Source organism: Hahella ganghwensis DSM 17046 (assembly GCF_000376785.1).
GTDB classification, from domain to species: domain Bacteria; phylum Pseudomonadota; class Gammaproteobacteria; order Pseudomonadales; family Oleiphilaceae; genus Hahella; species Hahella ganghwensis.
Genome location: NZ_AQXX01000134.1, coordinates 98,849 through 116,511, shown reverse-complemented (window position 1 = coordinate 116,511; position 17,663 = coordinate 98,849). Strand labels below are relative to the sequence as shown.

The following is a 17,663-nucleotide window of genomic DNA, read 5'->3' as shown; positions in this document are numbered from 1 at the left end:
TGCTTTCTTATTAAATCAGCAGCCTAAAACCACAAATAGAACCCAATGCAAACGTTTGCTTTCCCCTACCCCACTACTCATCAATAGGGGCGATACCTGTTATCAACTGAGGAGAGACCTGGAAATCTGCATTATTGCGAAAAGTTCCGGGAGTCTGTCCAAATACATTTTTAAAGGCACGGCTGAAGGCCGCTTCAGATTGATAGCCGACAGATTCAGCAATCTCGCCGGTTGGTTTTTTCGTTTCGCTCAATTCAATTCGGGCACGCTGCATGCGCCAATAGGTCAGATATTGCATAGGTGACTGCCCGACCAATACATTGAAGCGGGCCGCAAATGCGGAGCGCGACATCCCCACCTGACTCGCCAATCCCGCGACACTCCATGCTCGCCCGGGATACCGATGAATCAGTGCCAAAGCGCTCCCGATATGTCGGTCACGCAAGGCTGCAAGCCAGCCCTTATCGGCTTCGTGACTATGATCCAGCCAATATCGCAGCGCCTGAATCATCAGGATATCTGCCAGATGGGTCATGACTGTTTCTCCACCAGGTCTGACTTCCTTCGCTTCGCTCGTCATCAGGCGCACTGTGCTTTGCAACCAATGATGCTCATCGTCCCGCCAGGCATCAATATGCAGCAACCTGGGTAGCATGGTAATGAACTGCTGCGCTATAGCCTGATCGAAACGTATAACGCAACAAGTCATCTGTGTGAGTTCGCCACCGCCGCCGTGACGCATGTATTCATATCTCTCGCTCAAGGATTCAACGGGAATATCAAACAATGGCGTGACTTCGCAGTCCAGATCGCTCCTGAGCGTATGGCCAATACCGTGTGGCACTAACGATAGACTGCCCTGTTCCAATAAGCGGGGCGGCTCCCCATCCACTTCGAGCCAGCAGCGTCCGGCTGTCACGATGTGAAACATCATATAACCCGCCATGGGTGGCATTGTCATGCCCCAGGGTGCGGTGAGTTCGGAACGACAGTAGAGAATACCGCTGAGGCGCAACAAGTGAAGCGTCTCGCCGAGAGGATCGGATAAGGGTGGAATATTGGCTTCTGAGCGAATTGCATTCATAGGAATAGTTTGCAGCAAGTCTACAATATTGGACGTTCTGCAAAGAATTATAGATTTACAGGCATTAACTGTCCACAAAAACTAAAGAATAATGGCTTCAAATGATACGGCACAGGTTTCAAACAGGTTCCCGATGGACACCCCCTGATGCGATCAAACCAATGAGAGGACATCGAAATGACAACTCAAACTTCACAGGCCCCAATACTGGTAATTGGTAAACACGGCAAAACAGGTGTGCGTGTAGATCGAAACCTTCGCGCACTGGGATTCCAGACCCGAGCGGTATCGCGCTCCACCGAGCCCGAGTTTGACTGGTACCGCCCAGATAGCTGGAACAAGGCGTTGCAGGGTGTGGAGCGTGCCTACGTGACCTTTCAACCCGATCTCGCCATCCCCGAAGCCCCCCAAATCATGCACGACTTTGTGGCCGCCGCTCGCAGTGCTGGTGTAAAACACTTGGTCCTGCTGTCAGGCCGCGGCGAACCCGGTACTGAGAAAGCAGAAGCCATGGTGCGTAACAGCGGGTTAACCTGGAACATCGTTCGCGCCAGTTGGTTTTTTCAAAATTTCAGCGAGAGTTTTCTGCTGGATGGGATACTTGCGGGTGAACTCATACTGCCAAAGGTTGCGACAACAGAACCCTTCATTGACGCTGACGACATCGCCGACGTGGTTGTCGCGGCACTCACCCAACCTGACCTGGCGAATCAGGTGATTGAAATCAGTGGGGCTGAGTCGATCACTTTTCAGGACTGCGTTCAACAGATCGAAGCCGCCGTAGGCTACCCGATCAAATTTACAGAAGTGCCTCTCGATGCATATTTGGACGGTATGCGCCAGGAAGGTTTCGAAGATGACATGGTCTGGCTGATCGAAATGCTGTTCAGCGAGGTGTTGGACGGTCGTAATGCCAAGCCTGTGAACGGCTTACAACACATATTGGGCCGCTCACCAGCAACCTTAGATGAGTATGTGAGTAAAACGATCGCGACGGGTGTCTGGTCTAAAGAAATGTAGACGGAAATCAGATGAAAATATGACTGGGGAGAAGAGTTTTTTCTCCCCAGTCGGCCAGAGATGTGGTTTATGAGACCAGAAAAGAGCCCCCTAACTGAATCAGTTCCCAACCCACAATTTTCGGCTTTCATCCAATCTGAGGTAAATACTACCAATTCTGGGATGATCGTATCCAACTGAAGGGTATGTCTCTTTGATAAAGGCCTGAATTTCCTTTGCATTGCATGACAGCAAGTTTCCACTTAAATGTGTTTGTACCAGGAATTGTAGCTCTTCAATGAGGGAATCATTTTGTGGTTCGAGTCTTTGCAAAGTTCGATAACGAATAAAATACCCCTGCCCCTGCAAACACTCTTCCCGCTCCATATAAATAAAGTGCTTATCGCCCAAAAAATAAATTTTTTCCGGGTTGTCTCCATCCATCAATGATGCCGCAAGCTGTTTGACTGAATTCACGACCTCTTCAGAGCTCTTTTCAACTGCCATTGCGCCAACAGAGATCGAATATACCTTTTCCTGGTTATTGAGATCTGTGGTTTTAACAACGAGTACGCCTTTACCAATCTCCGAGAATTCGCATTCATAGACATATTCTTGCTCTAACTGCACGGTCTCATAAGTAGAAACGATAATCATCGCCAGAAAGTCATCATGCGTGGCCGGAACACAGTTCGAAATCTGACCTGAATACCGATAGATTTTCTGGAATTCTGCCCGAAAATTATCCCGATACCGCTCTACATCTTCCGAGTAATAGAGGGCGTTCAGCATGAAGTCGATATCCTGGTTTTGAAACGCGCTGACAAAATCAATGGGGGGCTGTTTCTGAGGTAAGCTAACACATGAAATGAGAATACCTACTAACGTTGTAAGCACGAATAGTCTTTGAATTGGCTTAATCACAGCAAGATGCACCTTTAACAAGCCAGATTGGAGTTCATCCACGCCCAAAAACCTTAAACCACATTCCCAGCCGCAAACCCGGACGCCCAGGCCCATTGGAAGTTATGGCCGCCGAGGTGCCCGGTAACATCGACCACCTCACCGATAAAGTACAACCCCTCCTGCAAACTGGACATCATGGTCTTGGAAGACAGCTCTTTGGTGTCTACACCGCCTAACGTGACCTCTGCGGTGCGATAGCCTTCGGTGCCGTTGGGTTTAATGATAATATCGGTAAGTTCTGACGTTATTTCTGACAGGCGCTGATTAGAATAATTCTGTAATTTTCCGGACCAGCCTTTCCACTCGCACAACACCTGCGCCAGGCGCTTGGAAAGAGACTGTGACAGCATCTGCTCCAGGGTTTTATTCGGGGCTTCCTGACGCCACTGTTTCAAAGTGGATTCCAGGTCCAGATCAGGCATCAATTGGACGTGGATATCATTCCCAGGCTCCCAGAAGCTTGAGATCTGGAGAATACCAGGACCACTCAGGCCCCGGTGGGTGAATAATATTGACTCCTTGAAACGAGTATTATCCACACTAACGATTGCATCGGCGGCGATGCCGGATAGTACAGAAAACCTTTCCAGATCCACCGGCTGTAGTGTCAGCGGCACCAGCCCGGCCCTCGTTGGCAATATCTGGTGACCAAACTGTTCTGCAATCCTGTAGCCAAACGGCGAAGCCCCCATAGTCGGGATAGAAAGGCCTCCGGTCGCCACGACCAGAGACTCACATTGAATGATTCCGGAAGAGGTATTGAGCTCATAGCCTGTCTGATGACGATCTACAGACTCAATGGACGTGTTCAGTGAGATCTCAACACCGGCCCAATCCGCCTCAGTCAGCAGCATGTTGAGAATATCTTTGGCGCTGTGTTGGCAAAACAGCTGTCCCGGCGTTTTTTCAAAGTACTCAATGCCATGTCGCTCCACCCATTCCAGAAAGTGATGTGGTGTGTAACGTTTTAGTGCTGATATACAAAAATGAGGGTTTTCAGAAAGAAAGTTGGCCGGTGTGGAATTCAGGTGCGTGAAGTTACAACGACCGCCACCGGACATGAGAATTTTCTTACCCGGCTTATTTGCATGATCCAGAACCAAGACACTGCGGCCTCGATAACCTGCCGTAATGGCACACATTAAACCGGCCGCCCCTGCTCCGATCACCACAACATCAGCTGTTCTCTTACTCAATGTAAACCCCGGTTGAATTGATTCTGCTTATCCCAGACGCTCAATATTCTGGAATTTACTATTGTCATCAAAGTAGATGACAAAGGTGCCGTGAATGCCGTCCCTGGTAACAAAGCGCTGCAGGATACCGGTGGGGAAATGAACTCTTAGCCCTTCCCTACTCACCACTTCCACAACGCTGGCGACCCGTTGGTAATGCTTAAGGTATTCATCCGCCGATATATGAAGGTCGACGACCACTTGTCTCATAGAATTCAGCCTGAAGAAGATCCATTCAAACGCGCGTATCATAACATACGCTGGGGCATGTAGATCACCATTCCACGCCATTAAGGGGCTGACATTAGATAGGATTTTCAGTGAGTTTCAGGAGTCAGGTAATCAATGATGGTGTTATCAATGAAATCCTCTTCCCTGACTTGCTCTATCGCTTGGTTAATCCTTCTGTCCAGGCCAGGGTTTTGTTCGATAATACGGCGGGTTAATGCAATGACGATTGAGCGGGTACCAATTTCCTCGACGATTTTCAGATCATTAAAGTAATCCAGTCGTCTGGCCTGATACATGAAAGTCACATCTTCAGATATTGCACAGTCCACACGTCCGTACATGGTCAGCTTTACCAATTGCTCTGCGCTGTCGACCTCAATGGGATTTTTGAAGCGGCTTAGATCCAGATTGGGAAAACGATAACTGAAATCTCTTAATATTCCGGCCTTGATGCAAGGCAGGACATCACTGGCGCCACCAGTTGGGGGGGGATCCTTGCGCACGATGGTGGAAACGGTTGAAATGTAGAGCGGATCAGACAACCACATGTCTCCAAGCGTCCCCTGATCATTATAGGCGGTCGTCGTCAGCAAACCATCGAGAAAGCCCTGTTGCAACATCAGGGAAATTCTGGGTCGAGGAAAACTTAGCAGTCTGAATTCCACCTCCAAACGGCTCATGATTTCGCGAACGATATCAAAATCAATGCCACCAATGTTGCCGTCAGCCTGGTGATAGACATAAGGCTCCACATCTTCGGCAGCTGCCAGTTTTAATGGCAGAACCTCTGCAGAAACCAGGTGGGACATTGTGCCCCACCCAATGGAAAACAACAGCAATAAAGGTTTTAGCAAGGACATTTACCTACCGCATCGCAGAACATTTGAACCGCTGCTCCCCTCCGGTGTTATTCCCCCGGAAGGGGGGGGTTCCCTATCTCCTCACTCCCGCAAACAGGCTCTGTGGCTTAGTTATATTTTGACACTTTACTTTGTCTGACACACAGCATTGCGGGTGAACTGAAGACAGAACCTGAGATTCAAGTCCATTATTTGAAGCGTAGCGTCAGAGCTATGGCTTGTCCATCCGGGCGCATATTGGTCTTCACAGAACTGGACACTTTTCACCCTGCAGCTACCCTTATAGATGGGACTCTTCACTCGGTTATGGCTCTGGTTTAGCAAGAATCCAAAGCAGATTATCGCCCCAACCAGAAAAATGATGATCAAAAGAAGGCAAGATCATTCCAAGGAATGCCTGACAAGGTTCAAGAATCGTGGAAGACAGCAAGGTATCCAGAATGAAATCAGCCCTTCTCTGCCTATACCTGGCCCTGATCTCCAGCAGCACCTTTGCCACCTCCTTTGAAGACAGAATCAGAATCAACGGCTTCGGCAATATCGTCGGCGCGACCACTTTCGACGATGACAAGCCCTATTTTGGTTATGACGACACCATCGATTTCAAGCAAGAGTCACTCCTGGGGCTTCAGATACGCGCGGAAATGGGTGATAACCTCTCGGCAACTGCCCAAATTCTGGCACGAGGCGCTGAAGACTATGACGCAGAGTTTGAATGGGCTTATCTGACTTACGCTATCGATAATCACTGGACGATCAAGGCAGGCCGGTTCAGAACCCCATTCTTCGAATATAGCGACACCATTGACGTGGGGTATACCTATCACTGGATAAGACCACCCAAATTTGTGTATGTGCCACTGTTCAATAATCTTGACGGACTCAACGTTACCTATACGTCAACCATCGGTCGCCTTGATTCTACAGTGGACCTGTTTTACGGCTCTGTTCAGGAAAGTCTCCCTATCGGAGAAGTAGACCTGAAGTATGTCGCGGGTGGTTCATGGCGACTTGGTATTGACTGGATTGGAGTACGTTTTAGTTATTTCCGTTCCGAGCTGACCCTTCCACGGGTTCAACCTGGATTCAATGTCATTCTCCCCCCTGAGTCACCTGCAGATCCCACTCCCCCGGGCCCAACAGTTTCTGAAGAGGTGGCGGATGCAATCAGAGCGAATAATGATACAGGCACTTTCGCCAGCGTCTCTTTACGCGCCGACTTCGAAAATCTATTCCTAATCGCAGAGGTGACGAAATCAAAAATCAAGGATAGTGCATTTGAGAACCCGCTCGCCTATTACCTATCCGGAGGATACGTCATGGGCCGCTTTACCCCCCACCTCACTTATGAAGTATTTGATACCGATCCACAGACCCAGATTCTGGATTTAGTGGCAGATAGTGATCCGGTAAAAGAGGCTCTGACCGATGCCATCGAATCCACGGACCAGGACAACACCATTATCACTTTGGGGGTTCGCTATGATTTTCACCCCAGCGCCTCACTGAAATTTGATATCAGTAAGGTCAATTACGACAAGGGTGGCCCATCCAGAACGGATACTGAATTATTCAGTACGGCCGTCAGCTTTCTCTTTTAGGGAGCGACGGATGCCAGACAGACGCCGATGGACCATCACCCTGCCGCTGACTCTGATAGCAGCTTTTCTGATTCATGCGCCTGTGTTCAGCCGGGCTGAAATCGTGGTGATTGCTAATCCTCAATCTAAGCTTTCTCTCAGTGGCGAAGACATTCAGAAGCTATATATGGCGAAAAAATCGTTTTTCCCCAATGGCAACAAAGCCACCATCGTGACGATCGATAGCTCATCAAAGCTGTTCGAAGAGTTTTGCTTCAAAGTGGTTCATCAACGCCTCCGGCAATTTTTGTCCTAATGGGCACGATTGGTTTTCACCGGCAAAGCCGCTCCCATGATTGAAGTTGCCACCACACAGGACATCAAAACGCTGGTGGCGCAAAATCAAAACTATATTGGTTATATTTCCGCCTCTGAACTGGATGACTCGGTGATTGAAGTTTATCGGTTTTAGACGCCATTCAGAAAACCATACATTATCGTTTTCCGCACCTGATTCAAGACACTTTTCACACCCGGTTAACGATGTTTTTCGCTTCGATAAAAGCATCATAGAATCAGCTTTCCAAGTTAATTTGACATCGTTAATTTTATGTTTTAATTAAGTTCCCCTGACGCTCAATAAGATACTTATTGATGCTGTATGTTTTCTTCATTGTCCCCGACAGTTGATGTGATAATGACTGACGGAGACCAGGGAAACCAAGGAGCAGCCCAGGCTGCATAATGCATGAAGCATAAAGGAAACAGACCATGCCCTCTCTAACCCAAGGCGTTATACAACGTCCTCCCAATACTCTTACACGGAAACCTGTTTCGGACATCATCCGAAGATAGGAAATTCACTTTCCGGACAACAATTTACCAAAAGCAATCAATCCAGGATTACCTGCACTCCCCTGTGTTTTGCAATGTCTTCCTGCAACCCAAAAAAATTATAAGAGGAATCTAATATGAGGACGCCTCATAGCCTCCAAATGCTAGGCTTATTCACCGCTATTCTTATGTCCACTCCAAGCTATTCCGCCACGGTGTCTGAACAATGGCGGAAGCCTCCGATCCTTCCGGTATTGAATCCGGTATTTTATAACCAGGAGCATTTTCTGGAAGATATCTCTCTGGTCGAGTGCGAGCTGACCAATGAGAAAAATTCTCTTTGCTTCAAACTCAAGGTTAAAAGCAATCCTGTCCCGAATGGCCCTTTCTGCCCGGAGACTATTCACGATATCGGGGGCGTGTACCCATATGACGGAGAAACCAATCCGGGCCTTCGCGTGTTAAAAAGAGACCTGTTTGAAGACATGGAAAAGGACGGATATGACATTGTCGATGACGACGGCAATATCCGATTTGTGATGCTCAAAGCGGGCGAGCCACCGAATATGGACCCTGATCTTGCCTATTGCATAGAAGTGGAACCGGACAATACCCTTCAATTAACCTACTTTATTCCTGCCTTTCCCCGGTTTGCCAGTTCACCGACACCGATGGAGGATGCTGCCCATATTGTCGGACTATCGCTCATAGGCATGCCGATCAACGGACTGCCACCTTCAGTCGCCAACGGCATTCCCGGCGCTCCCACAGGAGCTGGAAGCATGCCGGCTCTGGACGCCTGCGGCGGCCATATCAATGAAGGTTTCTACCACTCACATATTTTCCCCGAGACCATCAATGAAATCTTTGCCGATAACCAGATATCAGAAGTGCGCTGTGAGTCAGTCTTCCCTAAAGGACCTGGAGACCTCATCGGGTTTGCTATGGATGGCTTCCCCATTTATACGCCATTGGCGGTAAACGGGACGGTGCCACAGGACCTGGACGATTGCGGAGGGCACTTTGGGCCCACTGCCCACTACCCATTCGGCACGTATCATTATCATTCCTCTCTTGAAAATGAAGTCAATATTCCTCGGTGCCTGAGCGGCGTGATTGCGGAAAATCAGCTTGTCGTGGAGGAATCTCTATGAGAATAAAAATCTGTCTGCTGCTGACAGCTTCCTGGTTATGCCTGGCCGCATCATTCGCCCACTCGCACCATTCCTTTATGTCCTTTTTTAATGTCAATCAGGGTCTGGATATGCAGTGGCGTCTTTCCGCTGTCCTGGCAAGATCCAGCGTCACCGAGGAGTTCGCCAGACAAAACCTGGATCTCAGTGACAGCGAAGATGCCACCGCGATTCTGGAGCAGAAGCTGGCCGACTACCTGATCAACACCATTAGTATGAAAATGGATGGTCACACCACAAAGCTTCGGTTGGAATCAATTAACCTGGGGAGTCATGAAACCCGTGCGGTATTCACACTGGAAGGAATTCCCAATAAATTCAAAATTCTGGAAGCATCCATCCAAAGCTTTGCCGACGGAAGAAACCATCACAACATTCTCACATTGATTGTTGATGCCAAGAAGAATCGGCAAATTCTATCCCATAAAAATGATTTCACCGCCGAATTCGAACTGAATCAGTCTTTGGCATCCAGATCACCCTGAGACCTGAAATCATTGGTAAAAAATACCGGGAAATAGCCGCCATAAAAACACCCTGGGAAACGGCCCGCTGTTTCTCAGGGATGTTATTTGGTCTTGCTAAGACCAGCCTGTTCAGAACCTCTTTCTTTGAATATAGCGACACCAGCGATCGGGACTGCAATGAGAAAAGGTAGTTGCCTGAGGTTTAGCCATATACTTCTCTGGTTTCAGTTTTTGGTACTGACAGGATCAAAAAAGCCTGCGATCGAACGTTTTTCAACCAATTGGTTGACACTGTTCAACTTACAAACTATCTAGGGTAGTGTTTGTAACCTCAATAAGAAAATAGCCGTTATTTGTTTTCTCAGGGACAACCGTCTCTGCCGAAAACCAGGGAACCCAGGGAGCAGCCTTTGGCTGCATGAATGCATGATGCATAAGGAAACATAATATGTCCCTTCAACTTACCAGTCTTCAGCACAATCTCTCCTACCTATCCTACCTCTGCTTCCAATTCAGCTGTACTTAGCTTCTTTTTCGGCTGGAGCATAACACCACTCCACGCATTAAGAACGTCCAAACATAAGCTGTAACAACCCCAACAAGATAACAGTCAATCACATCTAACAATCATCCAAGGTGTGATGCCATTCCACCAAACACCGCCAACCAGTATAGGAACCTGAAGAGAAATCTGAAGAGGAATCTGATTATGAGAATACCTCCTGTTTTACTCATGACTATTACACTGATCAGCCTGACAGGCAGCATACTGAGTCACGCCGAACAACCCAAAAATGCCTGGCAAAAGCCGCCGATATTGCCGGTCCTCAACCCAATGTTCTATGACTCGGAACATTTCCTGGAAGATATATCCGTCATCTCATGTGAGTTGGATAATGGCAAGAATTCCCTCTGTTTCAAACTGAAAGTCAGAAGCAACCCGGTGCCAAATGGTCCCTATTGCCCTGAAACCCTCAATGATATTGGCGGTGTCTATCCTTACGATGGCGCTACAAATCCCGGGTTACGAGTTTTGAAAAGGGATCTTTTTGAGGATATGGAGCATGACGGATACGATATTGTGGACGATAACGGGAACATCCGATTTGTCTTGCTCAGGACGGGAGAGCAACCCAACCTAGATCCAGACCTGTCTTATTGCATTGAGGTCGAACCCGATAATACATTGCAACTTACCTATATAATACCTGCTTTCCCCAGGTTTGCTCCCGAACCCACTTCCATGGACGATGCCATGGATATTGTAGGTCTATCGCTGATTGGTATGCCAATTAACGGATTGCCCCCTGCTGTCGCCAATGGCATACCCGGGGCTCCCAGTGGTGTCGGTAGCATGCCCGCATTGGATGCCTGTGGAGGGCACATTAATGAGGGGTTCTATCATTCCCATATATTCCCGGAAACCATCAATCAGATTTATGCGGATCATCAAATTTCTGAGATTCGCTGTGAAGAGGTTTATCAGAAAGGCTCAGGTGATTTGCTCGGCTACGCCATGGACGGATTTCCCATCTATACCAACCTCCCCGTCAATGGAAACCAACCCCAAAACCTGGATAGCTGCGGAGGACACTTTGGCCCGACAATCCACTATCCTTTCGGGATGTATCACTATCACGCTTCTCTTGATAACGAGCTCAACGTCAATATACCGCTGTGTTTAAGTGGCCTCATGGCAAAAGAGCAGCTGATCGTGGAGCAGTCTCGACAGCACAATAGAGATAAGCTTTGATGGCAAGAACGTTGTCCTAATGCCAAAACCAGTAGATCTGGTGACTCAGTATTCGTTGGGAAAAGAAATAATCCCCAGTCAACCGAAGAACACGGCTGACTGGGGATTGATAGGCTGGTTGACTTGCGTTAGACCACCTGAGTGGCATGCGTGGTGGATTGCGCCAGATCCAACAGTTCCCGAAGCGCCACCGAGTACATGGGGAACTCTGGGTCCTTGACCGCTTTCAGTTCAGTCAGCATGCTCTTCCAGCGTTCCAGCAGGTCAATGTAGGAATCAGACCAGGCAACGATTCTCTCGTCGATTTCTTCTGGAGCTTCCTTCATCCGCAACACTCCGACAGTCAGAGCCCGCTGTTGCCAATCCAGGTCCTCACGGAAGCTTTCCCGTGCCAGTGCCTGCCAGTGCGAAGTTGGCTGTGCCATATTGATCTGATGACTGAACCATTGCAGATCCAGCTTCTCACCAAGGCGGAAGAACAGTTTGGCCACATAACCAAGATCCATGCCAGTCTGCTCCTGTGCTTCAATGATACCCAGAGCAGAATACAGGAAAGGTGCTCCAGCAATGGTTTCCGCAAGGTCTTCAGGAACACCGGCAGATGTGAACTCCTGATATCGCTGCTGCCAGAGCTCGTGCTGCTCACCGGTCAGCAGGTCTTTGAAGTCATGAGCAATCTGAGCAATCCCCTTGGTGAATTTCTCCATATTGGACATGACGTTCAGCTCACTGCGACGATTTCTCAAGAACCACCGTGTTGCCCGACGCACCAGACGGATCAACTCGGACATCATGCGAATCTGGGTTTCAGCACTGACTTTGTAGTCCAGGCTCTCAATCTGCTCCCAATGGGTGTTCATACGAAACACATCACGGGCAATGACATAGCCTTGCGCAATGGCAGCGACCGACGCACCAGTGGACTGACGCAGGCGATCCACAAAGGTAATTCCCATGTGGTTGACCATATCATTTGCCACCTGGGTCGCAATGATTTCACGACGCAGACGGTGTTCCTTCAATTGGGGACCGAATTTTTTGACCAGCACTTCCGGAAACTCAGTATCCAGTTCAGCAGCCAGATGTTCATCGTCCACAATATCACTGTCGATCAGCGTCTCTTTGAGCCATCCCTTGACATATGAGATCAATGTACAGAGCTCCGGCCGGGCCAGTCCGCGCTTCAGGGATTTACGCTCGGTGATCGTTTCGTCATCCGGAATAAATTCAAGTGCCCGGTTAAGCTTACCGATAGACTCAAGATGCGAAATCAGGCGTCGGTATTCTTCAATCCTTGTCGAAGCATCATTCTCTGCAATACTGAGCGCCTGGGTCTGACGATAGTTGTTCTTCAGAACCAGTTCAGACACATCTTCCGTCATGTCCGACAGCAGCTTGTTGCGCTGCTTCATGGTCATATCGCCGTTGGCCACAATCTCATTCAGCAGAATCTTGATATTGACCTCATGGTCGGAACAATCCACACCACCGGCGTTATCAATGAAGTCAGTGTTGAGCTTGCCGCCCCTGAAAGAATATTCAATTCGTCCCAGATGCGTCATCCCCAGGTTTCCGCCTTCGCCGATCACCTTCACTTTCAGATCTTTGGCATCCACACGCAAAGCGTCATTGGCCTTGTCGCCCACATCTGCATGGGACTCATCCGAGGCCTTGATATAAGTCCCGATACCACCAAACCAAAGCAGATCCACTTCCGCTTTCAGAAGGTGGGAAATCAACATATTCGGTGGCAGTCGATCCTGTTTGATCCCGAACCTTGCCTTCATTTCCGGACTGATCGGTATCGATTTGGCACTTCTGGTGAATATCCCACCGCCTTTGGAAATCAGTTTGGCGTTGTAATCCGTCCAGGAGGAGCGTGGCAACGCAAACAAGCGCTGGCGTTCTTTAAAGCTCTCGGCAACATCCGGGTTAGGATCAACGAAGATGTGCAGGTGGTTAAACGCAGCCACCATCTCGATATGCTCTGAACGCAGCAAACCATTACCGAATACATCACCGGACATATCCCCGACACCAACGACAGTAAATTTGTCAGTGGCCGTATTGATCCCCATTTCGCGGAAATGACGCTCGACCGAAACCCAGGCACCGCGCGCGGTAATCCCCATTTTCTTGTGGTCATACCCCTGAGACCCACCGGAAGCAAATGCATCTCCCAACCAGAAGTCATATTCCTCGGAAATGGAATTGGCAATATCACTGAAAGTGGCCGTACCTTTATCGGCTGCCACAACCAGATAGTAATCATCCTCATCATGACGGATTACGTCGTGAGGAGGCACAACCTCTCCGGCTTTCAGATTGTCAGTAATATCCAGCAGTCCTCGGATAAACGATTTGTAGCAGGCAATCCCTTCCTGCAACATCGCTTCACGGTCACCTTCAGGCAGCCGTTTGGCTACAAATCCACCTTTGGCACCGACAGGTACGATGACTGAGTTTTTCACCTGCTGTGCCTTTACCAGACCCAGCACTTCTGTGCGGTAATCTTCGAAGCGATCAGACCAGCGTAGCCCGCCCCTCGCCACTTTACCGCCTCTGAGATGCACGCCTTCCATACGCGGTGAATAGACAAAGATTTCAAACATCGGCAGTGGCAACGGCATTTCTGGAATGTCGTTGGGTGCGACTTTGAACGACATGTAAGTTTTGAGTTCGCCGTTCTCATCTTTCTGGTAATAGTTGGTCCGCAACGTGGCTTTAATCAGCTCAACAAACCGGCGCAGAACTCTGTCTTCACTGAGGTTTTCAACGCTGTCCAGGGCCTGATTAATTTCAATTTCCAGCTTCTGCTGCGCCGCCCCACACTGGGCTTCACTTTGAATTTTTTCCGGATTGAACCTGGCTTCGAACAATTTGAAAATCAAATCAGCGATATTGACGTGGTTAACCAGCGTCTGAGCCAGGAAGTCCTGACTGTAGCTGAAGCGTATCTGACGCATGTAACGGGCATAGGCACGGAACATGGCGATTTGACGCCAGTCCATATGTGCCGCAAGAACCAGCCGGTTAAAGATGTCGTTCTCGGCTTCCTGAGTCCACACCTTGTAAAACAACTGCTCGAACTTACTGCGAACCTTGGAGATGTCAATCACCCGCCCGTCTCGGCTCTGCAGCGCGAAATCGTGAATCCAGACCGTTTTCTTATCCCGGGAAAGGGTTTCGAAGGGGTGTTCCCCCAAGACTCTGAGCCCCAGGTTTTCAAACAGCGGAAATACATCCGACAGCGGTACCTGCTCGTGAGCATGGAACAATTTGAAGTGCAGAATACTTTCCTCTTCCTCGATCGCGCGGTAAAAACTCATGGCGAGCGGCGCGTCATCATTGAGGGAGGCAATATGATCGATATCGATCACTGCACGACGGGGAGAAAAGGTTTCCCGATAACTGGCGTTGAAGGCATGGGCATACTGATTGATGTAACTGTTGGCCAGCTCTTCACCGTGTGCCTCACTGAGGCTTTCCATCAGGCCATCCTGCCATGACTGGGCTGCCGCAACGATCTTGTTTTCCAGTTCCTTCGGCTTCAGGGAGCGCTTCTCACCCCAGGGAACCTTCAGATTGAACTGGGTCCTGGCCAATACGGACTCTGAAAAGAAGGTGGTGAACTCAACGTCCTCTGCATGAGTTGCCTCTACCAGGATGTCTGAAATCTTGATACGCAACTCAGTGCTGTACATGTCTCTTGGTACAAAGACCAGCGCGCTGACAAACTGGCCGTAAATGTCTTCCCGAATGAACAGACGAATCTTGCGGCGTTCCTGGATATACATGATCCCCATGGCCGCTTCGTAGAGTTCATCACGTTGGATCTGAAACAGCTCGTCCCGTGGGTAGACAGACAGAATCTGGTCAATTTCCTTACCGGCATAATCTGTAGGATTGAAACCGGAACGGCGCATGACATATTTAACTTTGCGCCGCAGTAATGGGATTTCTTCCGGCGGCTGCTGATAGACACGGGAGGTATAAAGCCCCAGAAAACGGCGCTCACCCACAACCTCGCCCTGGTCATTGAATTTCTTGACAGCGATGTAATCTGGGTAGGCGGGACGATGCACTATAGAACGTTGGGAGGATTTGGCGAAGATGAATATTTCGGGGCTCAGGAGTTCTTTGGCTGTTCTTCTCGGCAGGTCACTGAACTTGAGTGTGGCCGGTCGCTCCTGGTGGCTTTTCAGGATACCGAGTTCAGACCCTTTCACCTGCTGCAGCACCATTTCCTTGCCGGACTTCTTAAAGTCATACTCATCGTAGCCAAGGAAGGTGAAATGATCTTCCACAAGCCACTTCATGAATTCCTGGGCTTCTTTGAGATCCAGCTTCTTGATATTGGGGATCTCTGTCTTTAACTCATCAACCAGTTTGGTTGCATGCACCTTCATAGCCGCATAATCAGTCACGGCAGTGCGAACTTCTTCAAGCACAAGTTCCAGGCTGGATTTGATCGTAGCCAGATGCTCTTCGTCCGCATGACGATCGATTTCGACGTAGAGGATGGATTCGGCGATATCCAAGGGCCTTTCATCATCCCTACCCCGAATTCCCTTGAACTGACCTTTGCGGTCACGATCGATATACAGCACTGCCTGCTGCATCGAATAGATATTCAGCTCCTGTCGATTAAGCTCCATGCGGATACTGTCGACAATGAACGGCATGTTCTCATGCAAAATGCCGATGACGGTATGCGTGGACTGCCATCCGTGCTCGTCAAGGTCCGGATTGAAAACCTTGACCTTGGGTTCACCGAAATGATGCTCCTGAACAAAGTGCCAACATGCCATAATAGCGCCATAAATATCGGCAATCTTTCGACCCTGTGCTTCTTCAAGAGGCGACATTTCCAGGTATAAACGGGTAAACCGGGCTAGCTCAGCGGCGAGCTGGGGCTCCAACTTTGCCTTGAACTCGTTTTCCAGCAACGTGAAAAATTGTTCTTTCGTTTCAACGTTGACCTGCTTCATCATTCACCTTCTTTTTATTGATGCGCTCGTAAATCCGTGCCAATGCCTGAGCATATGTCAGGCATTAAAATAAAAAAGCAATTATCCATGGTCACTTAGGGGGTATATGTACGTAGTTTCCCACTTCTAATACTTATGTCCATGACCTGGACTGTTCACGGAGTCAGCCACATCAACCAGCTATTTGTCCCAACAAAGATAAGGATAGTTCAGCTCTTGAATTTTTCAGGTGATGACAGCATATGACGAATAATTAATGGCGACAGGCCCATGGCACCTGCATAATCCTCTCAGTTTTCGGTTGAAACAGCTGAGAGGTAGTTGCCTTGAGAGCAGTACAACTGATCAATCAGACAGACGACAATAACAGCACTCTGAACCGGGGGTCGTGACGACAATTTCCGTGTTTTCGTTTTCAGGCAAAGCTAAAGTGCGGAACCCACACCAACGTCATGGTGACTTCCAGTTCAGTGTCAAAGCGGAATCAACATGTCACTGCAGAGCACCTTTTTAGAGTTAAAAGAACATCTAAGTCACCGCATCATCGGTCAATCCCATCTACTGGACCGACTACTGATTGCCTTACTGGCCGATGGGCACCTCCTGGTTGAAGGCGCTCCCGGACTGGCCAAGACCAAGGCGATCAAAGAGCTTTCACAAACCCTGCAAGGCGATTTCCAGAGAATTCAGTTTACCCCTGATCTATTACCGGCAGATCTCACCGGTTCCGATATCTATCGTCCTGAAACCGGCGCATTCGAGTTCAAGCAGGGACCCATTTTCCACAACCTGGTTCTGGCGGATGAGATTAACCGAGCACCAGCCAAAGTTCAGAGCGCCCTGCTCGAAGCCATGGCAGAACGTCAGGTCACTGTGAGTGGACGCAGTTATCCACTGAGCGGTCTCTTCATGGTCATGGCCACTCAGAACCCAATCGAACAGGAAGGGACCTATCCGCTGCCGGAAGCCCAGTTGGACCGCTTTCTACTTCATGTCAGCATTGACTACCCCGATGCCGAATCTGAACTGGCCATCCTCCGCCTGGCCAGGCAGGAAGCCAGTCACGCTCCGGCAGATACCGCCAAAGCACTTACCCAGGAAAATATCTTTTCAGCACGTCAGGAGGTTCTGGATGTCTACATGTCGGAACCTGTTGAGCAGTATGTGGTGCAATTGATCATGGCGACCCGGAATCCGGGGGCCTATGATGAGCAACTGGCCCAATGGCTGGAGTTTGGCGGCAGCCCCCGGGCAACCATCGCTTTAGACCGTTGTGCTCGTGCTCATGCCTGGTTGCAGGGAAAGGAATTTGTCGCACCGGAAGATATTCAGGCAGTAATCCATGATGTACTTCGTCATCGTCTGATCACCAGTTTCCGGGCCGAAGCTGAGGGAGTTTCCACCAACCAGGTCATTGACCGAATTATTTCACTGGTTCCGGTCCCCTGATGTTATTTTAATCTATTAGCA

General features: G+C 49.2%; 13 protein-coding genes. 7 read left to right on the top strand and 6 right to left on the bottom strand.

What is annotated here, in order from left to right:
* Positions 1 to 73: 73 nt before the first annotated feature.
* Positions 74 to 1,084, bottom strand: a complete 1,011-nt coding sequence (locus F566_RS33830; protein ID WP_020409476.1) for an AraC family transcriptional regulator — start codon at positions 1,082 to 1,084, stop codon at positions 74 to 76.
* A gap of 177 nt (positions 1,085 to 1,261) precedes the next feature.
* Here F566_RS33830 and F566_RS0123465 point away from each other — a divergent pair, with 177 nt between their 5' ends.
* Positions 1,262 to 2,104 (top strand): SDR family oxidoreductase, encoded by an 843-nt coding sequence (locus F566_RS0123465; RefSeq protein WP_020409475.1) that lies wholly within the window; start codon positions 1,262 to 1,264, stop codon positions 2,102 to 2,104.
* 99 nt (positions 2,105 to 2,203) lie between these two features.
* Here F566_RS0123465 and F566_RS0123460 read toward each other — a convergent pair whose 3' ends face one another.
* From F566_RS0123460 to F566_RS0123445, 4 genes are all read right to left on the bottom strand, one after another.
* Complete coding sequence (locus F566_RS0123460) at positions 2,204 to 3,055, bottom strand: hypothetical protein (protein WP_157497034.1); 852 nt, start codon at positions 3,053 to 3,055, stop codon at positions 2,204 to 2,206.
* Between the two features lie 5 nt (positions 3,056 to 3,060).
* Entirely contained in the window at positions 3,061 to 4,191 is a 1,131-nt protein-coding gene (locus tag F566_RS0123455) for a BaiN/RdsA family NAD(P)/FAD-dependent oxidoreductase (RefSeq protein WP_020409473.1), read from the bottom strand.
* 81 nt (positions 4,192 to 4,272) lie between these two features.
* A complete protein-coding gene (locus tag F566_RS0123450; RefSeq protein ID WP_026180265.1) occupies positions 4,273 to 4,494 on the bottom strand; it encodes a DUF2835 domain-containing protein in 222 nt (73 codons plus the stop codon).
* A 107-nt stretch (positions 4,495 to 4,601) separates the two neighbouring features.
* Positions 4,602 to 5,375, bottom strand: a complete 774-nt coding sequence (locus F566_RS0123445; protein WP_020409471.1) for a substrate-binding periplasmic protein — start codon at positions 5,373 to 5,375, stop codon at positions 4,602 to 4,604.
* A gap of 440 nt (positions 5,376 to 5,815) precedes the next feature.
* On the opposite strand from F566_RS0123445, the gene F566_RS0123440 reads away from it, so the two are divergent.
* From F566_RS0123440 to F566_RS0123410, 5 genes are all read left to right on the top strand, one after another.
* Positions 5,816 to 6,976: a porin family protein gene (locus F566_RS0123440; RefSeq protein ID WP_020409470.1), complete on the top strand. Its 1,161-nt coding sequence runs from the start codon at positions 5,816 to 5,818 to the stop codon at positions 6,974 to 6,976.
* A gap of 10 nt (positions 6,977 to 6,986) precedes the next feature.
* Entirely contained in the window at positions 6,987 to 7,271 is a 285-nt protein-coding gene (locus F566_RS0123435; RefSeq protein ID WP_020409469.1) for a hypothetical protein, read from the top strand.
* Between the two features lie 655 nt (positions 7,272 to 7,926).
* Positions 7,927 to 8,943 (top strand): YHYH protein, encoded by a 1,017-nt coding sequence (locus tag F566_RS0123425; protein ID WP_157497033.1) that lies wholly within the window; start codon positions 7,927 to 7,929, stop codon positions 8,941 to 8,943.
* On the top strand, positions 8,940 to 9,467 hold the full coding sequence (locus tag F566_RS0123420) for a hypothetical protein (protein WP_020409466.1): 528 nt from the start codon (positions 8,940 to 8,942) through the stop codon (positions 9,465 to 9,467). The genes F566_RS0123425 and F566_RS0123420 overlap by 4 nt, the downstream gene beginning before the upstream one ends.
* A gap of 691 nt (positions 9,468 to 10,158) precedes the next feature.
* On the top strand, positions 10,159 to 11,202 hold the full coding sequence (locus F566_RS0123410; RefSeq protein ID WP_020409465.1) for a YHYH protein: 1,044 nt from the start codon (positions 10,159 to 10,161) through the stop codon (positions 11,200 to 11,202).
* Positions 11,203 to 11,330: 128 nt separating this feature from the next.
* Here the strand turns inward: F566_RS0123410 and F566_RS0123405 are convergent, their stop codons facing one another.
* On the bottom strand, positions 11,331 to 16,193 hold the full coding sequence (locus F566_RS0123405) for an NAD-glutamate dehydrogenase (RefSeq protein WP_020409464.1): 4,863 nt from the start codon (positions 16,191 to 16,193) through the stop codon (positions 11,331 to 11,333).
* A gap of 489 nt (positions 16,194 to 16,682) precedes the next feature.
* Here F566_RS0123405 and F566_RS0123400 point away from each other — a divergent pair, with 489 nt between their 5' ends.
* Positions 16,683 to 17,642 carry an AAA family ATPase gene (locus F566_RS0123400; RefSeq protein ID WP_020409463.1) on the top strand — a complete coding sequence of 320 codons (960 nt, stop codon included), beginning with the start codon at positions 16,683 to 16,685 and terminating at the stop codon, positions 17,640 to 17,642.
* Positions 17,643 to 17,663: the final 21 nt, after the last annotated feature.